This window comes from Streptomyces sp. NPDC041129 (genome assembly GCF_055592265.1).
The window spans coordinates 89,769-106,202 of the sequence record NZ_JBVIYV010000008.1; the positions used below are offsets into that span (position 1 = coordinate 89,769).

At 71.6% G+C, this 16,434-nt stretch carries 17 protein-coding genes; 5 read left to right on the forward strand and 12 right to left on the reverse strand.

Translation table 11 applies throughout. From position 1 onward, the window contains the following. Window positions 1-21: 21 nt before the first annotated feature. The 4 genes from ACZ6B1_RS24470 to fabI all read left to right on the forward strand — a co-directional run bounded on the left by ACZ6B1_RS24470 (window position 22) and on the right by fabI (window position 3,809). The gene (locus ACZ6B1_RS24470; RefSeq protein ID WP_468781639.1) at window positions 22-1,134 is read left to right on the forward strand and encodes a fatty acid desaturase family protein; all 1,113 of its coding nucleotides are present in this window, start codon (window positions 22-24) and stop codon (window positions 1,132-1,134) included. A gap of 182 nt (window positions 1,135-1,316) precedes the next feature. Further along, window positions 1,317-2,687, forward strand: a complete 1,371-nt coding sequence (locus tag ACZ6B1_RS24475; RefSeq protein ID WP_468781641.1) for an MFS transporter — start codon at window positions 1,317-1,319, stop codon at window positions 2,685-2,687. Window positions 2,688-2,715: 28 nt separating this feature from the next. Beyond that, window positions 2,716-3,045 (forward strand): ferredoxin, encoded by a 330-nt coding sequence (gene fdxA / locus ACZ6B1_RS24480; protein ID WP_468781643.1) that lies wholly within the window; start codon window positions 2,716-2,718, stop codon window positions 3,043-3,045. Continuing rightward, complete coding sequence (gene fabI, locus ACZ6B1_RS24485) at window positions 3,042-3,809, forward strand: enoyl-ACP reductase FabI (protein ID WP_468781645.1); 768 nt, start codon at window positions 3,042-3,044, stop codon at window positions 3,807-3,809. Before fdxA ends, fabI begins: the two co-directional genes overlap by 4 nt. Window positions 3,810-3,869: 60 nt before the next feature. On the opposite strand, the gene serS is transcribed toward fabI, so the two are convergent. From serS to ACZ6B1_RS24545, 12 genes are all read right to left on the reverse strand, one after another. Next, the gene (serS, locus tag ACZ6B1_RS24490; RefSeq protein WP_468781647.1) at window positions 3,870-5,147 is read right to left on the reverse strand and encodes a serine--tRNA ligase; all 1,278 of its coding nucleotides are present in this window, start codon (window positions 5,145-5,147) and stop codon (window positions 3,870-3,872) included. After that, window positions 5,131-6,609, reverse strand: a complete 1,479-nt coding sequence (locus ACZ6B1_RS24495; RefSeq protein WP_468781649.1) for an APC family permease — start codon at window positions 6,607-6,609, stop codon at window positions 5,131-5,133. Before ACZ6B1_RS24495 ends, serS begins: the two co-directional genes overlap by 17 nt. 103 nt (window positions 6,610-6,712) lie before the next feature. Continuing rightward, window positions 6,713-7,933, reverse strand: coding sequence for a beta-ketoacyl-[acyl-carrier-protein] synthase family protein (locus ACZ6B1_RS24500; protein WP_468781651.1), 1,221 nt, complete (start codon window positions 7,931-7,933; stop codon window positions 6,713-6,715). After that, window positions 7,933-8,163 (reverse strand): phosphopantetheine-binding protein, encoded by a 231-nt coding sequence (locus ACZ6B1_RS24505; RefSeq protein WP_046422004.1) that lies wholly within the window; start codon window positions 8,161-8,163, stop codon window positions 7,933-7,935. The genes ACZ6B1_RS24500 and ACZ6B1_RS24505 overlap by 1 nt, the downstream gene beginning before the upstream one ends. 69 nt (window positions 8,164-8,232) lie before the next feature. Then, window positions 8,233-9,240, reverse strand: coding sequence for a beta-ketoacyl-ACP synthase III (locus tag ACZ6B1_RS24510; RefSeq protein WP_468781653.1), 1,008 nt, complete (start codon window positions 9,238-9,240; stop codon window positions 8,233-8,235). Further along, on the reverse strand, window positions 9,237-10,217 hold the full coding sequence (locus ACZ6B1_RS24515) for a ferritin family protein (protein ID WP_468781655.1): 981 nt from the start codon (window positions 10,215-10,217) through the stop codon (window positions 9,237-9,239). Before ACZ6B1_RS24515 ends, ACZ6B1_RS24510 begins: the two co-directional genes overlap by 4 nt. Continuing rightward, on the reverse strand, window positions 10,214-10,765 hold the full coding sequence (locus tag ACZ6B1_RS24520) for a flavin reductase family protein (RefSeq protein ID WP_468781657.1): 552 nt from the start codon (window positions 10,763-10,765) through the stop codon (window positions 10,214-10,216). Before ACZ6B1_RS24520 ends, ACZ6B1_RS24515 begins: the two co-directional genes overlap by 4 nt. Next, the gene (locus ACZ6B1_RS24525) at window positions 10,765-11,295 is read right to left on the reverse strand and encodes a hypothetical protein (protein WP_250404339.1); all 531 of its coding nucleotides are present in this window, start codon (window positions 11,293-11,295) and stop codon (window positions 10,765-10,767) included. Before ACZ6B1_RS24525 ends, ACZ6B1_RS24520 begins: the two co-directional genes overlap by 1 nt. A gap of 21 nt (window positions 11,296-11,316) precedes the next feature. Then, window positions 11,317-11,799, reverse strand: a complete 483-nt coding sequence (locus tag ACZ6B1_RS24530; RefSeq protein WP_468781659.1) for a type II toxin-antitoxin system RatA family toxin — start codon at window positions 11,797-11,799, stop codon at window positions 11,317-11,319. A 2-nt stretch (window positions 11,800-11,801) separates the two neighbouring features. Then, window positions 11,802-13,106, reverse strand: a complete 1,305-nt coding sequence (locus tag ACZ6B1_RS24535) for an aspartate aminotransferase family protein (RefSeq protein ID WP_468781661.1) — start codon at window positions 13,104-13,106, stop codon at window positions 11,802-11,804. A 51-nt stretch (window positions 13,107-13,157) separates the two neighbouring features. Then, complete coding sequence (locus ACZ6B1_RS24540; RefSeq protein WP_451206464.1) at window positions 13,158-14,300, reverse strand: acyl-CoA dehydrogenase; 1,143 nt, start codon at window positions 14,298-14,300, stop codon at window positions 13,158-13,160. Between the two features lie 35 nt (window positions 14,301-14,335). Continuing rightward, window positions 14,336-15,973, reverse strand: a complete 1,638-nt coding sequence (locus tag ACZ6B1_RS24545) for an aldehyde dehydrogenase family protein (RefSeq protein ID WP_468781663.1) — start codon at window positions 15,971-15,973, stop codon at window positions 14,336-14,338. Window positions 15,974-16,133: 160 nt separating this feature from the next. Between ACZ6B1_RS24545 and ACZ6B1_RS24550 the strand changes: the two genes are divergently transcribed. Beyond that, window positions 16,134-16,433 (forward strand): acyl carrier protein, encoded by a 300-nt coding sequence (locus ACZ6B1_RS24550; RefSeq protein ID WP_468781665.1) that lies wholly within the window; start codon window positions 16,134-16,136, stop codon window positions 16,431-16,433. Window position 16,434 lies beyond the last annotated feature (1 nt).

The following is a 16,434-nucleotide window of genomic DNA, read 5'->3' on the forward strand; positions in this document are numbered from 1 at the left end:
TTCTCCCAAGGAGAGCAACGCATGCAGCGTCCGCACATACAAGAAGCCGCGGCCCTGGCCGCCGGTGGAGGCGCCGGCGCCGGGCAGCGCACCGGTGCCTCGGCGACCTTCGCCGAGCTGCTCAAACGGGTCAAGGCCGAGGGTCTGCTGGACCTCGACCCCCGTTACTACGTGGGCAAGCTGGCCCTCAACACCACCCTGCTGCTGATCGGGTTCGCCGCCTTCTTCGAGCTGGGCGACTCCTGGTGGCAACTCCTCACGGCCGTGTGGATGGGCCTGTGCGGCGGCCAGTCGGCGTTCATGTGGCACGACGCCGGTCACAAGGCGATGTTCCGCAGCAAGAAGGCCGCCTCCGCGGTCGGATACGTCCACGCCAACCTGGTCAACGGGGTCAGCTACGGCTGGTGGGTCAACCACCACAACCGGCACCACAGCAACCCCAACCACCTGGACATGGACCCGGACATCGGCCGGCGCACCGCCATCTTCGACATCAAGCAGTACCCGACCCGCAAGGGCACCCAGAAGTTCGTCGTGCGCTACCAGAGCGTGCTGTTCTTCGTGCTGCTCGTGCTCGAGGGCTTCAAGATGCTCCGGACGGCCGTCCTGTCCATCGTCCAGGGCAAGACCAAGCGGCCCGTGCTGGAGACCTTCCTGATCCTGCTGCGCACCGCCGTCTACCTCGGCCTCGTCTTCACCGTCCTGTCCCCGGTGCTCGCGGTCGCCTTCATCGTGGTCCAGCACGCCGCGCTGGGCGTCTACTTCGGGATGATCTTCGCCCCGAACCACAAGGGCATGCAGGTGCGCGACGGCGAGGCGGAGACCCTGGACTGGCTGGAGCGCCAGGTCCTCACCTCCCGCAACATCCGGCCCAGCCTGCTGATCGACTTCCTCTACGGCGGTCTCAACTACCAGGTCGAGCACCACCTGTTCCCGGCGATGCCGCAGAAGAACCTGGGGCGCGCCCGGGAGCTGACCATGGAGTACTGCGCCGAGCGCGGAGTGCCGTACCACGAGGTCGGGTTCTGGGCCTCGTACCGCGAGGTCGCCTCCTTCCTGCACGAGGTCAGCGCGCCGGTGCGGCGCGGTGACGTGGAGGAGCAGATCCGGCGCCGGGCCGTGGAAGCGGCCTGATCCCGGCCGGCGACCCCCACCCACCCCACATCCCCCCACGCCCCCACACCCGTCCCGCACCGTCCATTCCCCCACGCCCCGGCCCCCGGGCCGCACGCCCGGGCCCGTCGGCGGCCCGGGCGGTTCCCTTCCCGGGAGCGACGCACCACCGGTCCCCAGGAGTTCCCTAAGGAGCCAGCCCCATGTCCCAGACCACCGCGGCGGTGGGTGACGTCACCGCTCCCGCCCCGATCGGTGCCCGCCTGGACCGCATGCCGATCACTCCCCTGCACCGCAGACTCACCGCGGTCATCGGCGTCGGCCTGTTCTTCGACACCTTCGAGAACAACCTCTCGGGCACCATCGCCAAGGTGCTGCAGAGCGACTTCGCCTTCGGCGCGACCTCGCTCAAACTCGTCCTGGCCTCCGTGTTCGTCGGCCAGTTCATCGGATCCCTGACGCTCGGCCGGATCGCGGACCGGTTCGGCCGGCGTCGGGCCTTCCTGATCAACCTCGCCATCTACTCGGTCTTCTCGCTGCTCGGCGCGTTCTCCCCGAACGCCACCTGGCTGATCGTCACCCGGTTCCTGGCCGGTGTCGGCATCGGCGCCGAACAGGCCCTGTCCGACTGCTACCTGGCCGACGTGCTGCCCGCGAGGAAGCGCGGCCGGTTCATCGCCTGGGCCTACACCCTCGCCTTCTGCGGAGTGCCCGCGGTGGGCTTCGCCGCGCTGTGGCTGGTCCCGCTCACCCCACTGGGCGTGGCCGGCTGGCGCTGGCTGTTCGTGCTCGGCGCGCTCGGCTCCGCCGTGGTGTGGGTGTTGCGCCGGCAGCTCATCGAGTCCCCGCGCTGGCTGGCCTCGGCCGGCCGGACCGCGGAGGCGGAGCGGCTGGTCGCCCGGATGGAGGCGGAGGCCGCGGGCCGCGGCCTGGTCCTGGAGCAGCCCGCGGCGGCCGAACCGGAGCCGCCCGCCGGGGACTCCCGGCTGCGGGACGTCCTGCGCCCCGGCATGCGCCGCCGGACCCTCGTGCTGTGGCTGTTCTGCGTGCTGTCGGTCGTCGGCTACTACGGCTTCGGCACGCTCGCCCCGCAGATCGTCGCCGCCAAGGGCTACGGCATCGTCGCGGGGCTCGGCTTCACCGCGCTGTCCTTCCTCGGCTATCCGGTGGGCTCCGCGCTCGTCCTGCCCGTCGTGGACCGCCTGGAGCGCCGCACCCTGGTCGCCCTCTCCGCGGGCGCGATGGTGGTCGCCGGACTCGGCTTCGCCTACGCAGGATCGGCCGCGCTGATCGTGGTCTGCGGCTTCGCCTACACCCTGTTCAGCAACGTCTTCTCCAGCGTCAGCCATGTGTACCTGTCCGAGCAGTACCCCACCGTGATCCGCGCCACCGCCTCCGGCGCCGCCTACTCGCTGTCCAAACTCAGCGCCGCGGCACTGCCGTTCGTGCTGCTGCCGGTGCTGGAGGGGCACGGCGCGGGTGCCCTGTTCAGTGTCATCGCCGCCGCCATGGCCGTACTCGCCGTCACCGTGCTGACCCTGGGCGAGCGCACCACCGGTGTCCCGGTCAAGTGAACCCGTCCGTCAATCCGAGGAGTTGAGCATGGCCTACGTCATAGGACTGCCCTGCGTCGACGTCAAGGACCGCTCCTGCGTCGACGAGTGCCCCGTGGACTGCATCTACGAGGGCCGCCGCGCCCTGTACATCCATCCCGAGGAATGCGTGGACTGCGGCGCCTGCGAACCGGTCTGCCCGGTCGACGCCATCTACTTCCAGGACGACATGCCCGAGGAGTGGGGCGACGACCACGCGGCGTCCAACGCCGCCTTCTTCGCCGGTCTCGGCTCGCCCGGCGGCGGCGCCGCCGTCGGCCCGCAGGACCACGACTCCCCGCTGGTCGGCGCGCTGCCGAAGGGGGTGCCGGCGGTATGAGCGGCATCCTCGCGGGCAAGCGGATCCTGGTCACCGGCGTCGTCACGGACGCCTCCATCGCCTTCCACGTGGCCCGGATCGCACAGGAGGAGGGCGCCGAGGTCCTGCTGACCGGCTTCGGCAGGCTCTCCCTGATCGAGCGGTTCGCGGGCAAGCTGCCGAAGCCCGCCCCCGTCATCGAACTGGACGTCACCGACCAGGGCCACCTGGACGGCCTCGCCGAGCGGATCGGCGAGCACACCGACTCCCTCGACGGCGTCGTGCACTCCATCGCCTACGGCCCCCAGGGTGCCTTCTCCTTCCTCGACGGCACCTGGGAGGACGTGTCGACGGCCGTGCAGGTCTCGGCGTACTCCCTGAAGTCGCTGACCACGGCCTGCCTGCCGCTGCTTCAGCCGCGCGGCGGCTCGGTCGTCGGCCTCACCTTCGACGCGGCCGTCGCCTGGCCGCACTACGACTGGATGGGCGTCGCCAAGGCCGCCCTGGAGTCCACCAGCCGCTACCTCGCGCGGGACCTCGGCGACCGCGGCATCCGCTGCAACCTCGTCGCCGCCGGGCCGCTGCGCTCCATGGCCGCCAAGTCCATCCCGGGCTTCGCGGACCTCGCCGACGTGTGGACCACCCGGCGCGCCCCGGCGGGCTGGGACCTCACCGACCCGGAGCCGGCCGCACGCGGTGTGGTCGCGCTGCTGTCGGACTTCTTCCCGCGGACCACGGGCGAGATCGTGCACGTGGACGGCGGGGTGCACATGATGGGCGCCTGAACCGCCGAAAGGGGCGGGAGCCGAGGACCGGTCCTCGGCTCCCGCCCCTTTCGCGTGGAGTCACTCCGTGGCGCCACCCGGCAGGATCCGCCGGAAGCCGGTGTACGGCACCAGCGCCTCGGGCAGGACCACGGAGCCGTCGTCCTGGACGCCCTGCTCCAGCAGCGCGGCCACCGTCCGCCCGATCGGCAGCGCCGAGCCGTTCAGCGTGGCCGCCGGCGTCTTGCGGCCGTCGGCCCGCTTCACCCGGATGTCGGCGCGGCGGGCCTGGAAGGTGCCGCAGTCGGACACCGAGGAGATCTCCCGGAACGCGCCGCCACCGGGCAGCCACACCTCGATGTCGTACGTCATCCGGGCCGAGAAGCCCATGTCGCCCGCGGGCAGCAGGACGGTGCGGAACGACAGTTCCAGCCGGCGCAGGCACTCCTCGGCGTGCCCCACCATCAGCTCGAGCTGCTCCTGCGCCTGTTCCGGCGCGCAGATCCGCACCAGCTCCACCTTCTCGAACTGGTGCAGCCGCAGCACGCCCCGGGTGTCCCGGCCGTAGGCCCCGGCCTCCGCGCGGAAGCAGGGGGTGCGGGCGGTGAAGGCGTACGGCAGCGTGCGCGCGTCCAGGAGCTGCCCGGCGACGAGGTTGGTCAGCGGCACCTCGGCCGTGGGGATCAGGAACAGCTCCCGGTCCGCGACCTTCGTGCGGAACAGGTCCTCCTCGAACTTGGGCAGCTGCCCGGTGCCGGTCATGGTGTCCCGGTTGACCAGGAACGGCACCGACTGCTCGGTGTAGCCGTGCTCCTGGGTGTGCAGATCGAGGAAGAAGCCGCCGAGGGCCCGCTCGAGGCGGGCCCCGGCGCCGTGCGCGACGCTGAACCGGGCGCCGGACAGCCGCGCCGCCGCGGGGGAGTCGAGGATGCCGAGGGCCTCGCCGATCTCGGCGTGGTGCCGGGCACCGGCCGCCGGACGCGGGGCCGGGCCGCCGCGCCGTATCTCCACCGCCTCCTTCTCCGAGTCGCCGTCCGGTACGGCGTCCAGCGGCAGGTTGGGTATGCCGAGCAGCAGCTCGGTCAGCCCGGCGGCGGCGGTCCGGGCGGTGGCCTCGGCCTGCTGCACCTCGGCCCGCAGCGCGCGGGCGGCCTCCTTCTCGCCTTCCGTGGGCGGCCCCGAACGGCGGGCCTTGGCGGTGCGGTTCAGCTCGGTACGCAGCCGGGTCACCTCGGACTGCGCGGCCGAGCGGGCGCGCAGCGCGGTGCCGAGGGCGTCCAGGTCGAGGTCGTGGCGGCGGCGGGCCAGGCGCCGTACGGCGTCCTCGCCGGCCTCGATCAGCTCACTGGGATCGTGCATGACGGTCTCCTGACAGGGCGGGGGAGGGGGCCGGGACGGGGTCGGCGGTGTGCCGGGTGCCGAGCAGGCGGTAGCGCACCGGGTGCGCCGAACGCAGCCGGGTCGCGTACAGCAGGCCGCCGGCGGCGACCAGCGGCAGCAGCCAGGGCAGCGCGGCGATCACCTCGGACGGGGAGCCGGTGAGCATGTCGAAGTTGCCGACCACCAGCCACACCGAGGCGGCGAGACCGGCGAAGCCCAGCAGCGGGGCGACGGTCTCCCGCCACCAGTGCCCGGTGCCGGTGCGCACCCGCAGCCCGAGCACGGACAGCGCGGCCAGCGCCTGCAGGGCGACGATGCCCAGGGTGCCGAGACCGAGCATGCTGGTGGTCAGGTCGGCGTACGGGTCGAGGCCCGCGACGGCGAAGCCGGCCACGACCACCGCGGTCAGCGCGCTCTGCGCGAGGCTGGCGCGGTGCGGGGAGCGGTGCCGGGAGTGCTCGGCGGCCAGCGCGCCCGGCAGCAGGCCGTCCCCGGCGAGGACCTGGGCGTACCGTCCGGCGGCGCTGTGCAGGGCCAGCGTCGCGGCGAACAGGCTGGTGCACAGCAGGATCTGCAGCCCGGTGCTGCCCGCCTTGCCCAGGAAGTCGTCGCCGAGGACGAAGAACAGGTCGCCCATCTGCTTGCCCGCGACCTCGCGCACGTTGTCGCTGCCGATCGCGCCGACCGCCAGCCAGCTCGTGAGCGCGTAGAAGCCGGCGATCAGGGTGACGGCGACATAGGTGGCGCGCGGCACGCTGCGCCGCGGGTCCTTCGCCTCCTTGCCGTACAGCGCGGCCGACTCGAAGCCGATGAAGGAGACGAACGCGAACATCAGCGAGACGCCGACGCCGTGCCCGGCCGCGGTGTGCGGGGAGAAGGAGGCGGTGGGCAGGGCGTGCAGCCCGTGACGGGCGAGGATCGCCACGTCCAGCGCTGCCAGCACCCCGATCTCGCCGAGCATCAGCAGCGCCAGCACCCGGGCGCTGAGCGCGATCTCCCGGTAGCCGAGCACCGCCATCAGCACGAGCCCGACGGCCGCGCACCACTGCCAGGAAACCGTCAGCCCGTGGGCCGCCAGCACGAGCTGGGTGAAGTAGCCGAGGGCGCCCGCGAGGCCGATGGTGGCGCAGTTGTAGGAGAGCAGGGCGACATAGCCGGCGGCGACCGCGGGCGGCCTGCCGAGCCCGTCGGCGACGGAGGCGTAGAAGCCGCCGGAGCCGCCGGTGCGGCGGGCGCTGACCGCGTACCCCACCGAGAAGCACAGCAGGGTGACCCCGGCGAACAGGAAGGCGGCCGGCACACCGGCGCCGTCGCCGAAGGCGAACGCGAGCGGCACGGTGCCGACCATCGCGGACAGCGGAGCGGCGGCGGCGACGATCAGGAAGAGGATGTGCCCGGTACCGAGCCGGCCGGACGCGGGCGGGGAACCACTGGAGGACATGACGACTCCGAGGAAAGGGGAGAGGGACGGGGACAGCCGCCCGCCGAGACTTCTCGGCGGACGGCTGCTGCGACGTGCCGGGCGGACCGGGTCCGGCGGGCGTCTACGCGGGGGCGATCGCCAGGGCCGTGTTCTGCCCGCCGAACCCCAGCGAGTTGCTCAGTGCCAGGTCGATCGGCATCGACGTGACCGTCTGGGCCAGCTTGATCTCGATCCGCGGATCGGGCATGACCAGGTTGGCGACGGGCGGGATGACCTCGTGCTCGACGCTGAGCACGGCGAACGCGGCCTCGACCGCGCCGGCGGCGCCCAGCAGATGACCGGTGACTCCCTTCGTGGACGTGACCAGCGGGTCCCCGCGCAGGGACCGCTGGATCATGCGGGCCTCCGACAGGTCGTTGAGCGGGGTCGAGGTGCCATGGGCGTTGACGTGCTGCACGTCGTCCGGATCGGCCCCGGCGTCGGCGAGGGCCGCGCGTACCGCCGCCTCGATGCCGGCGCCGTCCGGGTGGGGTGACGTCATGTGGTGGGCGTCGGCGGTGGCGCCGTAGCCGATGATCCGGCCGTGCACATGGGCGCCCCGGGCCCGGGCGTCCGAGACCCGCTCCATCACGAGGATCCCGGCGCCCTCCCCCGCCACGAAGCCGTCCCGGTCGACGTCGAACGGGCGGGAGGCGGACGCGGGGTCGTCGTGCCGCTTCGACAGCGCGCCCATCTGGGCGAACCCGGCCATGACCAGTGGGGTGATCATGGCCTCGCTGCCGCCCGCGAGGACGATGTCGCAGCGGCCGAGGGCGAGCAGGTCCCGGGCGGTCCCGATGGCGGTCGCGCCCGAGGCGCAGGCGGTGGCCACCACCAGGTTGGGCCCGGTCGCCCCGAACTCGATGGCCGTCTGACCGGCCAGCATGTTCGGGAGCTGCATGGGCAGCAGCAGCGGCGACACGCGGTCGGCGCCCTGCTCGCGCAGCACATGGTGCTGTTCCTCGACGGTGCCGGGCCCGCCGTCGGCGCAGCCCAGCACCACACCCACCCGCGCGCCGTCCCAGGTCTGCGGGTCCAGGCCCGCGTCGGCCACCGCCTCGTGCGCGGCGACCAGCGCGAACTGAACGAACCTGTCCAGACGATGGGCACGTCGCGCGCTGAGCAGCTTCTCGGGGTCGAAGCCGGGCACCCGGCAGGAGATCTGTACGGGGTTGTTCGCCAGTACCGGATCGAGGGCGGCGGCCGGCCTGCCGTCGCAGACCGCCGCCCAGCTCGGCCCGACCCCGATCCCACCCGGGGTGACCAGACCGAGTCCGGTGACGGCGATGTCCATGCCGGCCATCAGACCTTCGCGCTCCGCTCCTCCATGAGCCGGACCATGTCGGCCACGGTCTCGGCCTCCAGGAGGTCGTCGTCGCTGATGTCCAGGTCCAGCTCGGACTTCAGCAGCAGCGACAGCTCCACCACGGCGAGCGAGTCCAGCTCGATGTCCTCGCGGGTGGCCTCCGGGGTGATCGCCTCGGGCGACACCTTGAGCTTGTTGGACAGGATTTCCTTGAGCTGCTCCAGCATGTCCGTTCCTTTCGAAGGGCGTACGCACCCCGCGTACCGCTGAATTCGGTATGGGTTACTGACGGTCGGTCAGAAGGTCTGCAGCTCCGGCCAGACGACGGTGCCCGCGCCCCAGGCCAGCCCGCCGCCGAACGCGGTGAGCAGTACCCGGTGGCCCGCGGCGAGCCGGCCCTCGGCGGTGGCCTCGGCCAGCAGCAGCGGAATCGAGGCGGCACCGGTGTTGCCGACCCGTTCGATGTTGCTCAACTGCTTGTCCTCGGGCAGCCCGAGGCGTTTGGCCACCGCTTCCAGGATCCTGGCGTTGGCCTGGTGCGCGGCGAACCGGTCGACGTCCTCGAGGCGCCAGCCGGCGCGTTCGGCGGCCTCGGTGGAGACGGACGTCATCCGCTCCACCGCGTGCCGGTAGGTCTCCCGGCCGACCATCTGGAAGTACCGGTCCGCCGGGTCGACCGGCCGGTCGGATGAGCGCTGCCGGGAGCCGCCGGCCGGCACCTCGATCAGATGGCTCAGCTCACCGTCGCTGCCGAGCACCAGCGGGCCGATCGCCCCGGGCTCGTTCGCCGAGCCGGCCCGCAGCACCACCGCGCCCGCGCCGTCGGCGAAGATCACCGCGGTGGTGCGGTCCTCGGGGTTGATGATCGTGGTGAAGGCGTCCGCGGCGATCAGCAGCACACTGTCCGCCACCCCGGCCGCGATGAGCCCGGCGGCCGAGGCGAGCCCGTACAGGAAGCCCGAGCAGACGGCCGCCACGTCGAAGGCGGGCACCTGCCCGAGCCCCAGCCGGGCCGCCACCTGCGGTGCGGTCGCCGGGCAGGGCTGGTCGGGGGTGGTGGTGGCCAGCACCACCGCCCCGACCTGCTCGTCGCCCGCCGACTTCAGCGCCCTCAGGCCCGCCTCCACCGCCAGGTCGCCGGTGGAGGTGCCCGGGGTGATGAAGCACCGCTCGGCGATCCCGGTGCGGGAGCGGATCCAGGCGTCGGAGGTGTCGAGCCGCTGCGACAGGTCGTCGTTGGTCACCACGTTGGGCGGGACGTACGAGCCGATGCCCGTGATGACCGCGGCCCGCCCGGTGCTCATGCGCCGGCCTCCGAGGCGAGGACCTCGACGGGCAGGCCCATGTACTTCATGCGGACCTCGGCCATCTCGTCGGTCCACCGCTCGGCCATGTCGTAGCGCTGCTCGGCGGTGGTGTCGAGCAGCCGCACGCCCGGCCAGACCTCGTAGTCGCCGATCCGGTCGGCGTGCTCGAACATGCCCTGCTGGAACAGCTCCTCGCGGTGGATGACGAACTCCCGGTCCGGGATCTCGTCCCACAGCTTCACGCCCGAGCGCAGGATCTCCAGCAGCCGCGGCTTGTACTCCGGGTGTGCGATCACGTGGTCGCGCAGGATGGTGCTGGCCACGGTGAGGTGGCGGATCTCGTCGATCGCGGTGCCCCGCGAGATCTCGCCGGTCGCCGGGGACAGCGGGGTCCACTTGCGCTCGCTCAGCTCGGCGGCCGGGGCGAGCACGCCCTCGATGATGATGGCGAACACCGCGACGCCGCCGGGGAAGTCGGCCTGGTCGCGCACGATGTCCAGGGTGAAGTCCACCACCGGGTCCAGGACCCGCTTGCGGTAGTCGCGGGCCATCTCCTCGATGTCCTTCAGCAGGGTGCCCGCCGGGATGCCCAGGTCCACCAGGTGCTGCCGGAAGACCCGGGCGTGCCGCGCCTCGTCGATGAGCTGGGTGGCGTAGAACTCCATCTCGGGGATGCCGGGCGCGATCGACACGTAGTGGCCGAGCAGCCGGGTGGCCAGCTCCTCCGCCAGCGCGCGGAAGCCGAACTCCAGCACCAGTGCCTCGCGCAGCGGGCCGGGCGCCTTCAGGAAGTCGGGCGTGATCGCGTTCTCGTGGTGGCCGGTCGCCCCGCGGTCGCGCAGGGTTCCCTGGGCCACCGAGGTGAACCAGTAGGCGAGGTCGCACTCCTCGGGGCCGAGGGTGAGTTCCTTCGCGCCGTCGAGCAGACCGGGCGCCTTGTCCCAGTCCGCCTCGGGGGCAACGGGTGCGGTCATGATGCGGCGGCCTCCTTCGCCGGACGCAGGGAGCCGGCGAACAGCCCGCCGGCGTAACTGAACAGCGGCAGACCCGGGTCGGCCGTGGCGCGTACGACATGGCCGAGCAGCAGTTCGCTGTCGCCCGCGGCGTGCGCGGAGTGGAAGCGGCAGACGTAGTGGGCGAGCGCGCCCGCGATCAGCGGGGCGTGCGCGTACCGGTCCGCCGTCCAGGCCAGGCCCGCGAAGGCCGCGTCACCGTCCGGACGGCCGCTGTCGGCGAACCGCCGGGCCACGTCGGCCTGGTCGCCGGCGAGCACGTTGATCGCGAACCGGCCCTCGGCGGCGGCCAGCCGGGCGAACGACGAACCCGACCGCAGCACCACGCCGACCAGCAGCGGAGAGCGCGACACGAGGGTGACCGTGCTGGCGGTCGTGCCGTGCATCCGGTCCTCGGGGCCGGTGGTCAGCACCGACACCGGGGACGCCAGGTGGTACAGCGCCCGGCGGCGCTCGGCCGGGTCCTGGCGGACCGGCCGGGCGGCGCGTACATCGGTCGCGGTGGTCATCACACGGCCTCCGTCTCCCGGACGACCGGCCGCGCGGGGACGTGACCGACCGGCTCCGGGTCCATGGCGTGCCCGACCGGCTTGGGGTGGGGCAGGCCCAGGTCGTCCAGCAGCCGCAGGTAGCCCTGCTGGCGCACCGGCTCGAAGGGCAGCGCGAAGGACTTCATGAAGTTGCCGAACAGGCCCCGGTCGCCGAAGAGATGGAACGGCAGCACCAGCAGTGCCCACTCCGGCTTGACCAGCCAGCACCACAGCGCGGCAACCGCGCCCTGCGTGATGAGGCTGTGCATGACGTTGTAGAGGACGTAGTAGGCCTTGTGGATCGGCCGGCCGCCGCTCTTCTTGAACGCGATGGCGCCGGGGATGTAGCCGATCAGGTCGATGTAGAGGAACAGTCCGATCGCCGGCAGCCAGCGGATGTCGCCGAAGTGGTAGACGATCAGTCCGGTGGTGACGGCGAGACCCACCAGGTACTCGGCGCGGTGCAGCGAGTACGTGCGCGGTGTCTCGAAGGGGTTCGCCTGGTCCATGGTCAGCTCCTCGCGCGGGTGCTAGGCGCCGACCGCGGCGGGTTCGGTGAGTTCGATGCCGCCCTGGATGCGCACACCCGGGAACAGGCCGGTCAGCGCCCAGGCGACGGTCTCCTTGATGACCCGCTCGGCGATCGGGTCGAGGATGCCCTCCAGGCTCGGGATGCCGAAGTCGAAGTCGGCGTCGAAGCGGACGGTGACGTCGTCCCCGGACTGCTGGACGGACCAGCTCCCGGCGAAGGAGTCGAAGTCGCCGTCGGACTGCTCGAAGCGGATCTCGCCGCTCTCCGGCAGCACCGTGTCGTCCTCGGTCCAGCGCAGCAGACCGCTGCGGAAGTGCAGCTCCCAGCTGGAGGAGGCCTTGGGGTCGGGGTAGGAGGCGTGCACGGTGGTCGCGTTGACGTGGGGCGCCAGGTCCGGGAAACGCTCCCAGCGCCGTACGGCGTGCAGGACCGTTTCGGCCTGCTCCGCGGGTATCAGGGCATCGAGTTCGACGTGCCGCACGATCAGTTACCGCCTTCCGGCATTTTGGCCGCGCCCTTGATCAGGTCGCGGGTGGCCAGGTCGAAGGAGTTGACGAGGAAGTCCACGTCGGTGTCGTCCAGCACGGCGGGCGGGGTGAACCGCACCACCGAGCTGCCGTTCATGGAGTGGTTGGCGACCACGCCGTGGTTGAACAGTTCGATCAGCAGCTCGCCGGCCAGTCCGGCCTCGACGAGCTCCACGCCGATGAGCAGGCCCCGGCCGCGCACCTCGACGACCAGCTCGGGGATGTTGCGCTGGGCGACCTCGGTGATCCGCGGCAGCAGCCGGGCGCCGAGGTCCATGGCGCGGGTGACCAGGCGCTCCTCCTTGACCGCCCGGATCGCGCCCTGCACCGCCGCCATCAGCACCGGCTGGCCGGAGAAGGTGGCGGTGTGGACGTAGGGGTCCTTGTCGAAGGGTCGGAACGCCTTGCGGGTGGCGACGGCCGCCGACACCGGCATCACCCCGCCGCCGAGCGCCTTGCCGGTGAGCAGGACGTCCGGGACGACGCCCTCGATGTCGGCGCCCCACCACTCGCCGAGCCGCCCGAAGCCGGACTGGACCTCGTCGAGGATCAGGAAGCCCTCGTACTCCCGGACCAGTTCCTCGACCCGCTTGAGGTAGCCCTTCGGCGGGATGATGACACCGCCCTCGCCCTGCACCGGCTCGAGGATCACGCAGACCTCGCCGGGGTGGGCCCTCAGCTCCTCCTCCAGGGCGTCGGCGTCGCCGAACGGCAGGTGCTGGAAGTCGGGGACGAGCGGGCGGAACGGCGCCTGGTAGACGTCCTTGGCGGTCGCCGAGAGGGCGCCCAGGGTCTTGCCGTGGTAGCCGCCGCGCATCGAGATGGTCCGCTTGAACCCGTTCGCGCGGGCCAGCTTCAGGCCCGTCTCCACCGCCTCGGCGCCGGACAGCGCGAAGTGCACGCGGTCCAGACCGGGCGGCATCACGGAGACCAGGGACTCGGCGGCGCGGGCCACCGTCGGCTCCAGCAGGATGCGGGTCGCGGTGGGGTGGGTGCGCAGCTGGCGCTCCACCTCCTCCATGACGATCGGGTGGCGGGCGCCCATGATGAACACGCCGTAGCCGCCGGCGTTCAGGAAGCGCTCGCCGTCGCTGGTGGTGAGCCAGGCGCCCTCGGACGCCGTCTCCATGTGGCTGCCGAACAGCTCGGCCAGCGTGGCCCGGCCCTTGCTGAGGTGGGCCCGGTAGAGGTTGAGGATGTCCGCCTCGTAGTCGGCGGCGGAGACCGGCGCCGGCGCCGGGGAGTCCTGGATGACGGTCACGTGTCGCTCACTCCAAGGGTGTGGGGGTGGGTCGGGAGGCATTCGGCGGCGCTACGCCAGTACCAGCGGGCCCCCGTCGAAGTACGTGAGCAGCGGCTCCGCGGCGGCGATGCGGGACGGCGGGTGGAAGGCCAGGGCCCGCGTCGCGGCGGCGACCTGCGCGCTCGACGAGTTGACGATGAAGTCCAGGCCGCCGAGCAGCTCCAGCGCCCGCGCCACGATGTCCGGCAGCGCGTTCTGCACGGCGTACCGGGCGACCAGCACCCGGGCCACCGACTCCTCGTCGCCGGGCTCCTGGCCGGTGCCGCGGGCCACGCCCTCCAGCAGGGCGAGGGCGGCCTCCATGTCCACGGCGAGCGCGGCGCGCTCCCCGGCACTGCCCCGCCGCCGCTCCAGCACCTGCTCGACCAGGGCGGCGGCACCGCCCGCGTATCCGGCGGAGATCAGCATCTCGAACCAGACGAACCCGGCCGACTGCAGGTCGTCGAGGCGGGTGGGGTCGTCGGCACCGGCCCGGACCACCATGTCCGCGGGGACGAACACGTCCTCCAGGCGGACCTCGTCGCTCTCGGCGCCGGCCAGCAGGTCGTTGCCCCAGAACGCGTGCACGGACAGCCCCGGCGCGTCGGACGGCACCAGCGCGAGCGCCAGCTCCGGCTCGCCGCCGTCCTCGCCGTGGATGGCGATGGACGCGGTGAGCAGGCTCATCGAACGGGCCAGGCTGCACGGCTTCTTCGAACCGGACAGCAGGAACCCGCCCTCCACGGGCCGCGCGGTCACGGCCGGCTTCAGGATGTTCTGCGCGGTCCGGCCCTCGGCCCAGCCGGAGGCCATCACCTGCTGGTCCGGGACGATCCGGTGCAGCAGTGCGGTCTGCGCGTCGGTGAGCCGGCCCGACTTGACCGCCAGCGAGTACAGCATCGCGGCGGTGAAGTGGTGCATGGAGACGGCCGCGACCAGCGACGGGGACAGCGCGCCGAGGGCGAGCTGCACCCGCAGCGCCTCCAGCGGGGCGGCGCCGTGGCCGCCGTAGCTCTCGGGTATGAGCAGGCCCACCCCGCCGTGGATGCGGAACAGGTCGATCACCGGGCTGCCGGGCTGCTCCCGCTCGGCGTACGGGATCTGCTCCAGCTCCTTGAGCAGTCCGGGATGGAACCGCTCGCACACGGTCCGGGCAGCATCGAGGGAACGCAACGGAAACCTCCGGAAGACGTCGAAAGCGAAGGCGGTCAGGCGCCGAAGACCGCGTCGTACGGGCTCACGTCGCGGGCGATGCTGACTCCCTGGATGTGGGAGGTCTTGAGCATCGGGTAGTTGGCCTCGCCGAAGGCGCCGCCGGTGCGGCCGGTGCCGCCGTGGCTCGGCAGGTACGGCAGGAAGCCGATGTGGGAGTCGTTGACCTTCAGCAGACCGCCGTTGACCACCCGGCGCACGAAGGTCTCGATGATGTGGTCCGAACGCGACCACAGGGAGTTGCGAAGCCCGTAGTCGTTGCTGTTGACGAACTGCAGGAAGGCCTCCAGCAGGGCGTCGTCGTTGTCGCGTTCGGGGACCACGATCGGGATCAGCGGGAAGAACGTCTCCTCGCGGACCACGTCGTACGTCCGGGCCCGGTCCAGGCCGTCCACCCGCACCACCGTCGGCTGCAGGAAGACACCCGTCTCCGACACCGTGCCGTCGACCTCGGTGCGGTTGCCGCCGGTGACCAGCTCGGCGCCGTTGTCCAGCGCCTGGCGCAGCAGCCGGAAGAAGCGCTCGCTGCGCCTGACCGGCGACAAGAGCACGTCCTCCTCCTCGGGCAGGCCCGGCCTGATGCCCTTGACCTGCTCCTTCACCTCGGCGATCAGCGTCTCGGCGAGCTCCGGGTGGACCAGGACGTAGTTGGGCACCATGCAGATCTGCCCGGAGCCGTAGAACGACTCGGTGATGGCCTCGGCCGCCCACTTCACGTCGGCGTCCTTCCAGACCACGATGCCGTCGTTGCCGGCGAGTTCGAGGATCGGCTTCTTGCCGTGCGCCACGCAGCTCTGCTCGAAGCGCAGGCCCTCCTGGCTGCCGCCGATGTAGAAGATGTCGTCGATCAGCGGGTCGGCGATCCAGCGGTCCATCGTCTGCTTGGGGTTGGAGCACACCGCGTTCAGCACACCGGCCGGCGCGTCGATCTCCTCCAGCAGCGGGGCGACGATGTCCCGAAGCAACCACATGGTGGACAGTGCGATCGAGCGCGGCGCCCGCACCACCACGGCGTTGCCCGCCATCAGCGCCAGCACGCACAGGGCGGCGCTCGGCAGCGGGGCGTTCTGCGGCGGGTTGAAGGCGACCACGCCGTCCGGCTGGCGGTGCAGGATCAGCTTGCGGCCGTTGTACTCCTTCTCCACCCGCATCTGCTTCAGATACCAGCGCAGGGAGCCCGGGGCGTAGATCTGCAGCAGGCAGCTCAGCTCCCACCGGGCGAGCTTCACGGGGTGGGACTCTGCGACCAGCATGCGCAGGAACTCGTCCTGGTGCTTGATCAGTTCCTCGCGGAAGCGGGTGCCCAGCTGCATCCGCCGCTCCAGCGGTACGGCCGCCCAGTCGGGGGCGGCGGCGGCCGCCGCCTGGGTGGCCAGGTCGATGGCGGAGTCGTCCGCGATCGCGCAGCGCCCGACGACGTAGGGGTGCTTGGCCGCCTCGGACTCCGGGTCCTGTTCCAGGGAGCGCTTCAGGCTGACGCTCGTGAAAACGTCTTCCAGCAGCGAACGCCCGCTGACGGTGTAGACCCAGCCGTCGCCGGCCACGTCCTTGCCCGCGATGTAGAGGTCGTAACTCTTCAATCCGGAAGGTGCCTCAGCACTCTCCTCCTGCTCCTGCGCGGCTTCGCGAAGCATCTTCAGCCTTTCGGATATGGCGTGTGGATTTCTTGAAGCAATGCGAGCCTGACAGCGGAATCTGACCCGGCGCTGACACCCGACTGACCGCGCCGATCCGGCCAACGCCGGCCCCGGGACCTGTCAGTGGGGCGTCAGCCGGCGCTGCTTGCATGACCGCATGCCACCTGTCGACAGCACGATCCAGCGGTTGCGCGACCTGCCGCGCAGCGAACTCGCCGAAGAAATCGAGTCAATCGTCCTGGAGAAATTCCGGGCGGTCCTTCTCATGGACGAGTCCGAGGACCTTCCCCTCGACATCAGCTATTTCGATCTCGGCCTCACTTCGCTGCGGCTGACCGAGATACGGCAGAGCCTGGAGCAGCTCCTGGACCTGTCGATCAACGTCAACGTGCTCTTCAACGAGCCGACGGTCGCCCATCTCGTGGACCACCTGACCCAGGAAATCCAGGACGCTTGAG

Coding starts and splice junctions, on each gene's coding strand:
- ACZ6B1_RS24505 (WP_046422004.1), bottom strand. CDS start 8,163: ATGCTGGAGCAGCTCAAGGAAATCCTGTCCAACAAGCTCAAGGTGTCG.
- serS (WP_468781647.1), bottom strand. CDS start 5,147: ATGCACGATCCCAGTGAGCTGATCGAGGCCGGCGAGGACGCCGTACGG.
- fdxA (WP_468781643.1), top strand. CDS start 2,716: ATGGCCTACGTCATAGGACTGCCCTGCGTCGACGTCAAGGACCGCTCC.
- ACZ6B1_RS24525 (WP_250404339.1), bottom strand. CDS start 11,295: ATGGACCAGGCGAACCCCTTCGAGACACCGCGCACGTACTCGCTGCAC.
- ACZ6B1_RS24475 (WP_468781641.1), top strand. CDS start 1,317: ATGTCCCAGACCACCGCGGCGGTGGGTGACGTCACCGCTCCCGCCCCG.
- ACZ6B1_RS24550 (WP_468781665.1), top strand. CDS start 16,134: ATGCCACCTGTCGACAGCACGATCCAGCGGTTGCGCGACCTGCCGCGC.
- ACZ6B1_RS24515 (WP_468781655.1), bottom strand. CDS start 10,217: ATGACCGCACCCGTTGCCCCCGAGGCGGACTGGGACAAGGCGCCCGGT.
- ACZ6B1_RS24495 (WP_468781649.1), bottom strand. CDS start 6,609: ATGTCCTCCAGTGGTTCCCCGCCCGCGTCCGGCCGGCTCGGTACCGGG.
- ACZ6B1_RS24545 (WP_468781663.1), bottom strand. CDS start 15,973: ATGCTTCGCGAAGCCGCGCAGGAGCAGGAGGAGAGTGCTGAGGCACCT.
- ACZ6B1_RS24520 (WP_468781657.1), bottom strand. CDS start 10,765: ATGACCACCGCGACCGATGTACGCGCCGCCCGGCCGGTCCGCCAGGAC.
- ACZ6B1_RS24510 (WP_468781653.1), bottom strand. CDS start 9,240: ATGAGCACCGGGCGGGCCGCGGTCATCACGGGCATCGGCTCGTACGTC.
- ACZ6B1_RS24470 (WP_468781639.1), top strand. CDS start 22: ATGCAGCGTCCGCACATACAAGAAGCCGCGGCCCTGGCCGCCGGTGGA.
- fabI (WP_468781645.1), top strand. CDS start 3,042: ATGAGCGGCATCCTCGCGGGCAAGCGGATCCTGGTCACCGGCGTCGTC.
- ACZ6B1_RS24500 (WP_468781651.1), bottom strand. CDS start 7,933: ATGGCCGGCATGGACATCGCCGTCACCGGACTCGGTCTGGTCACCCCG.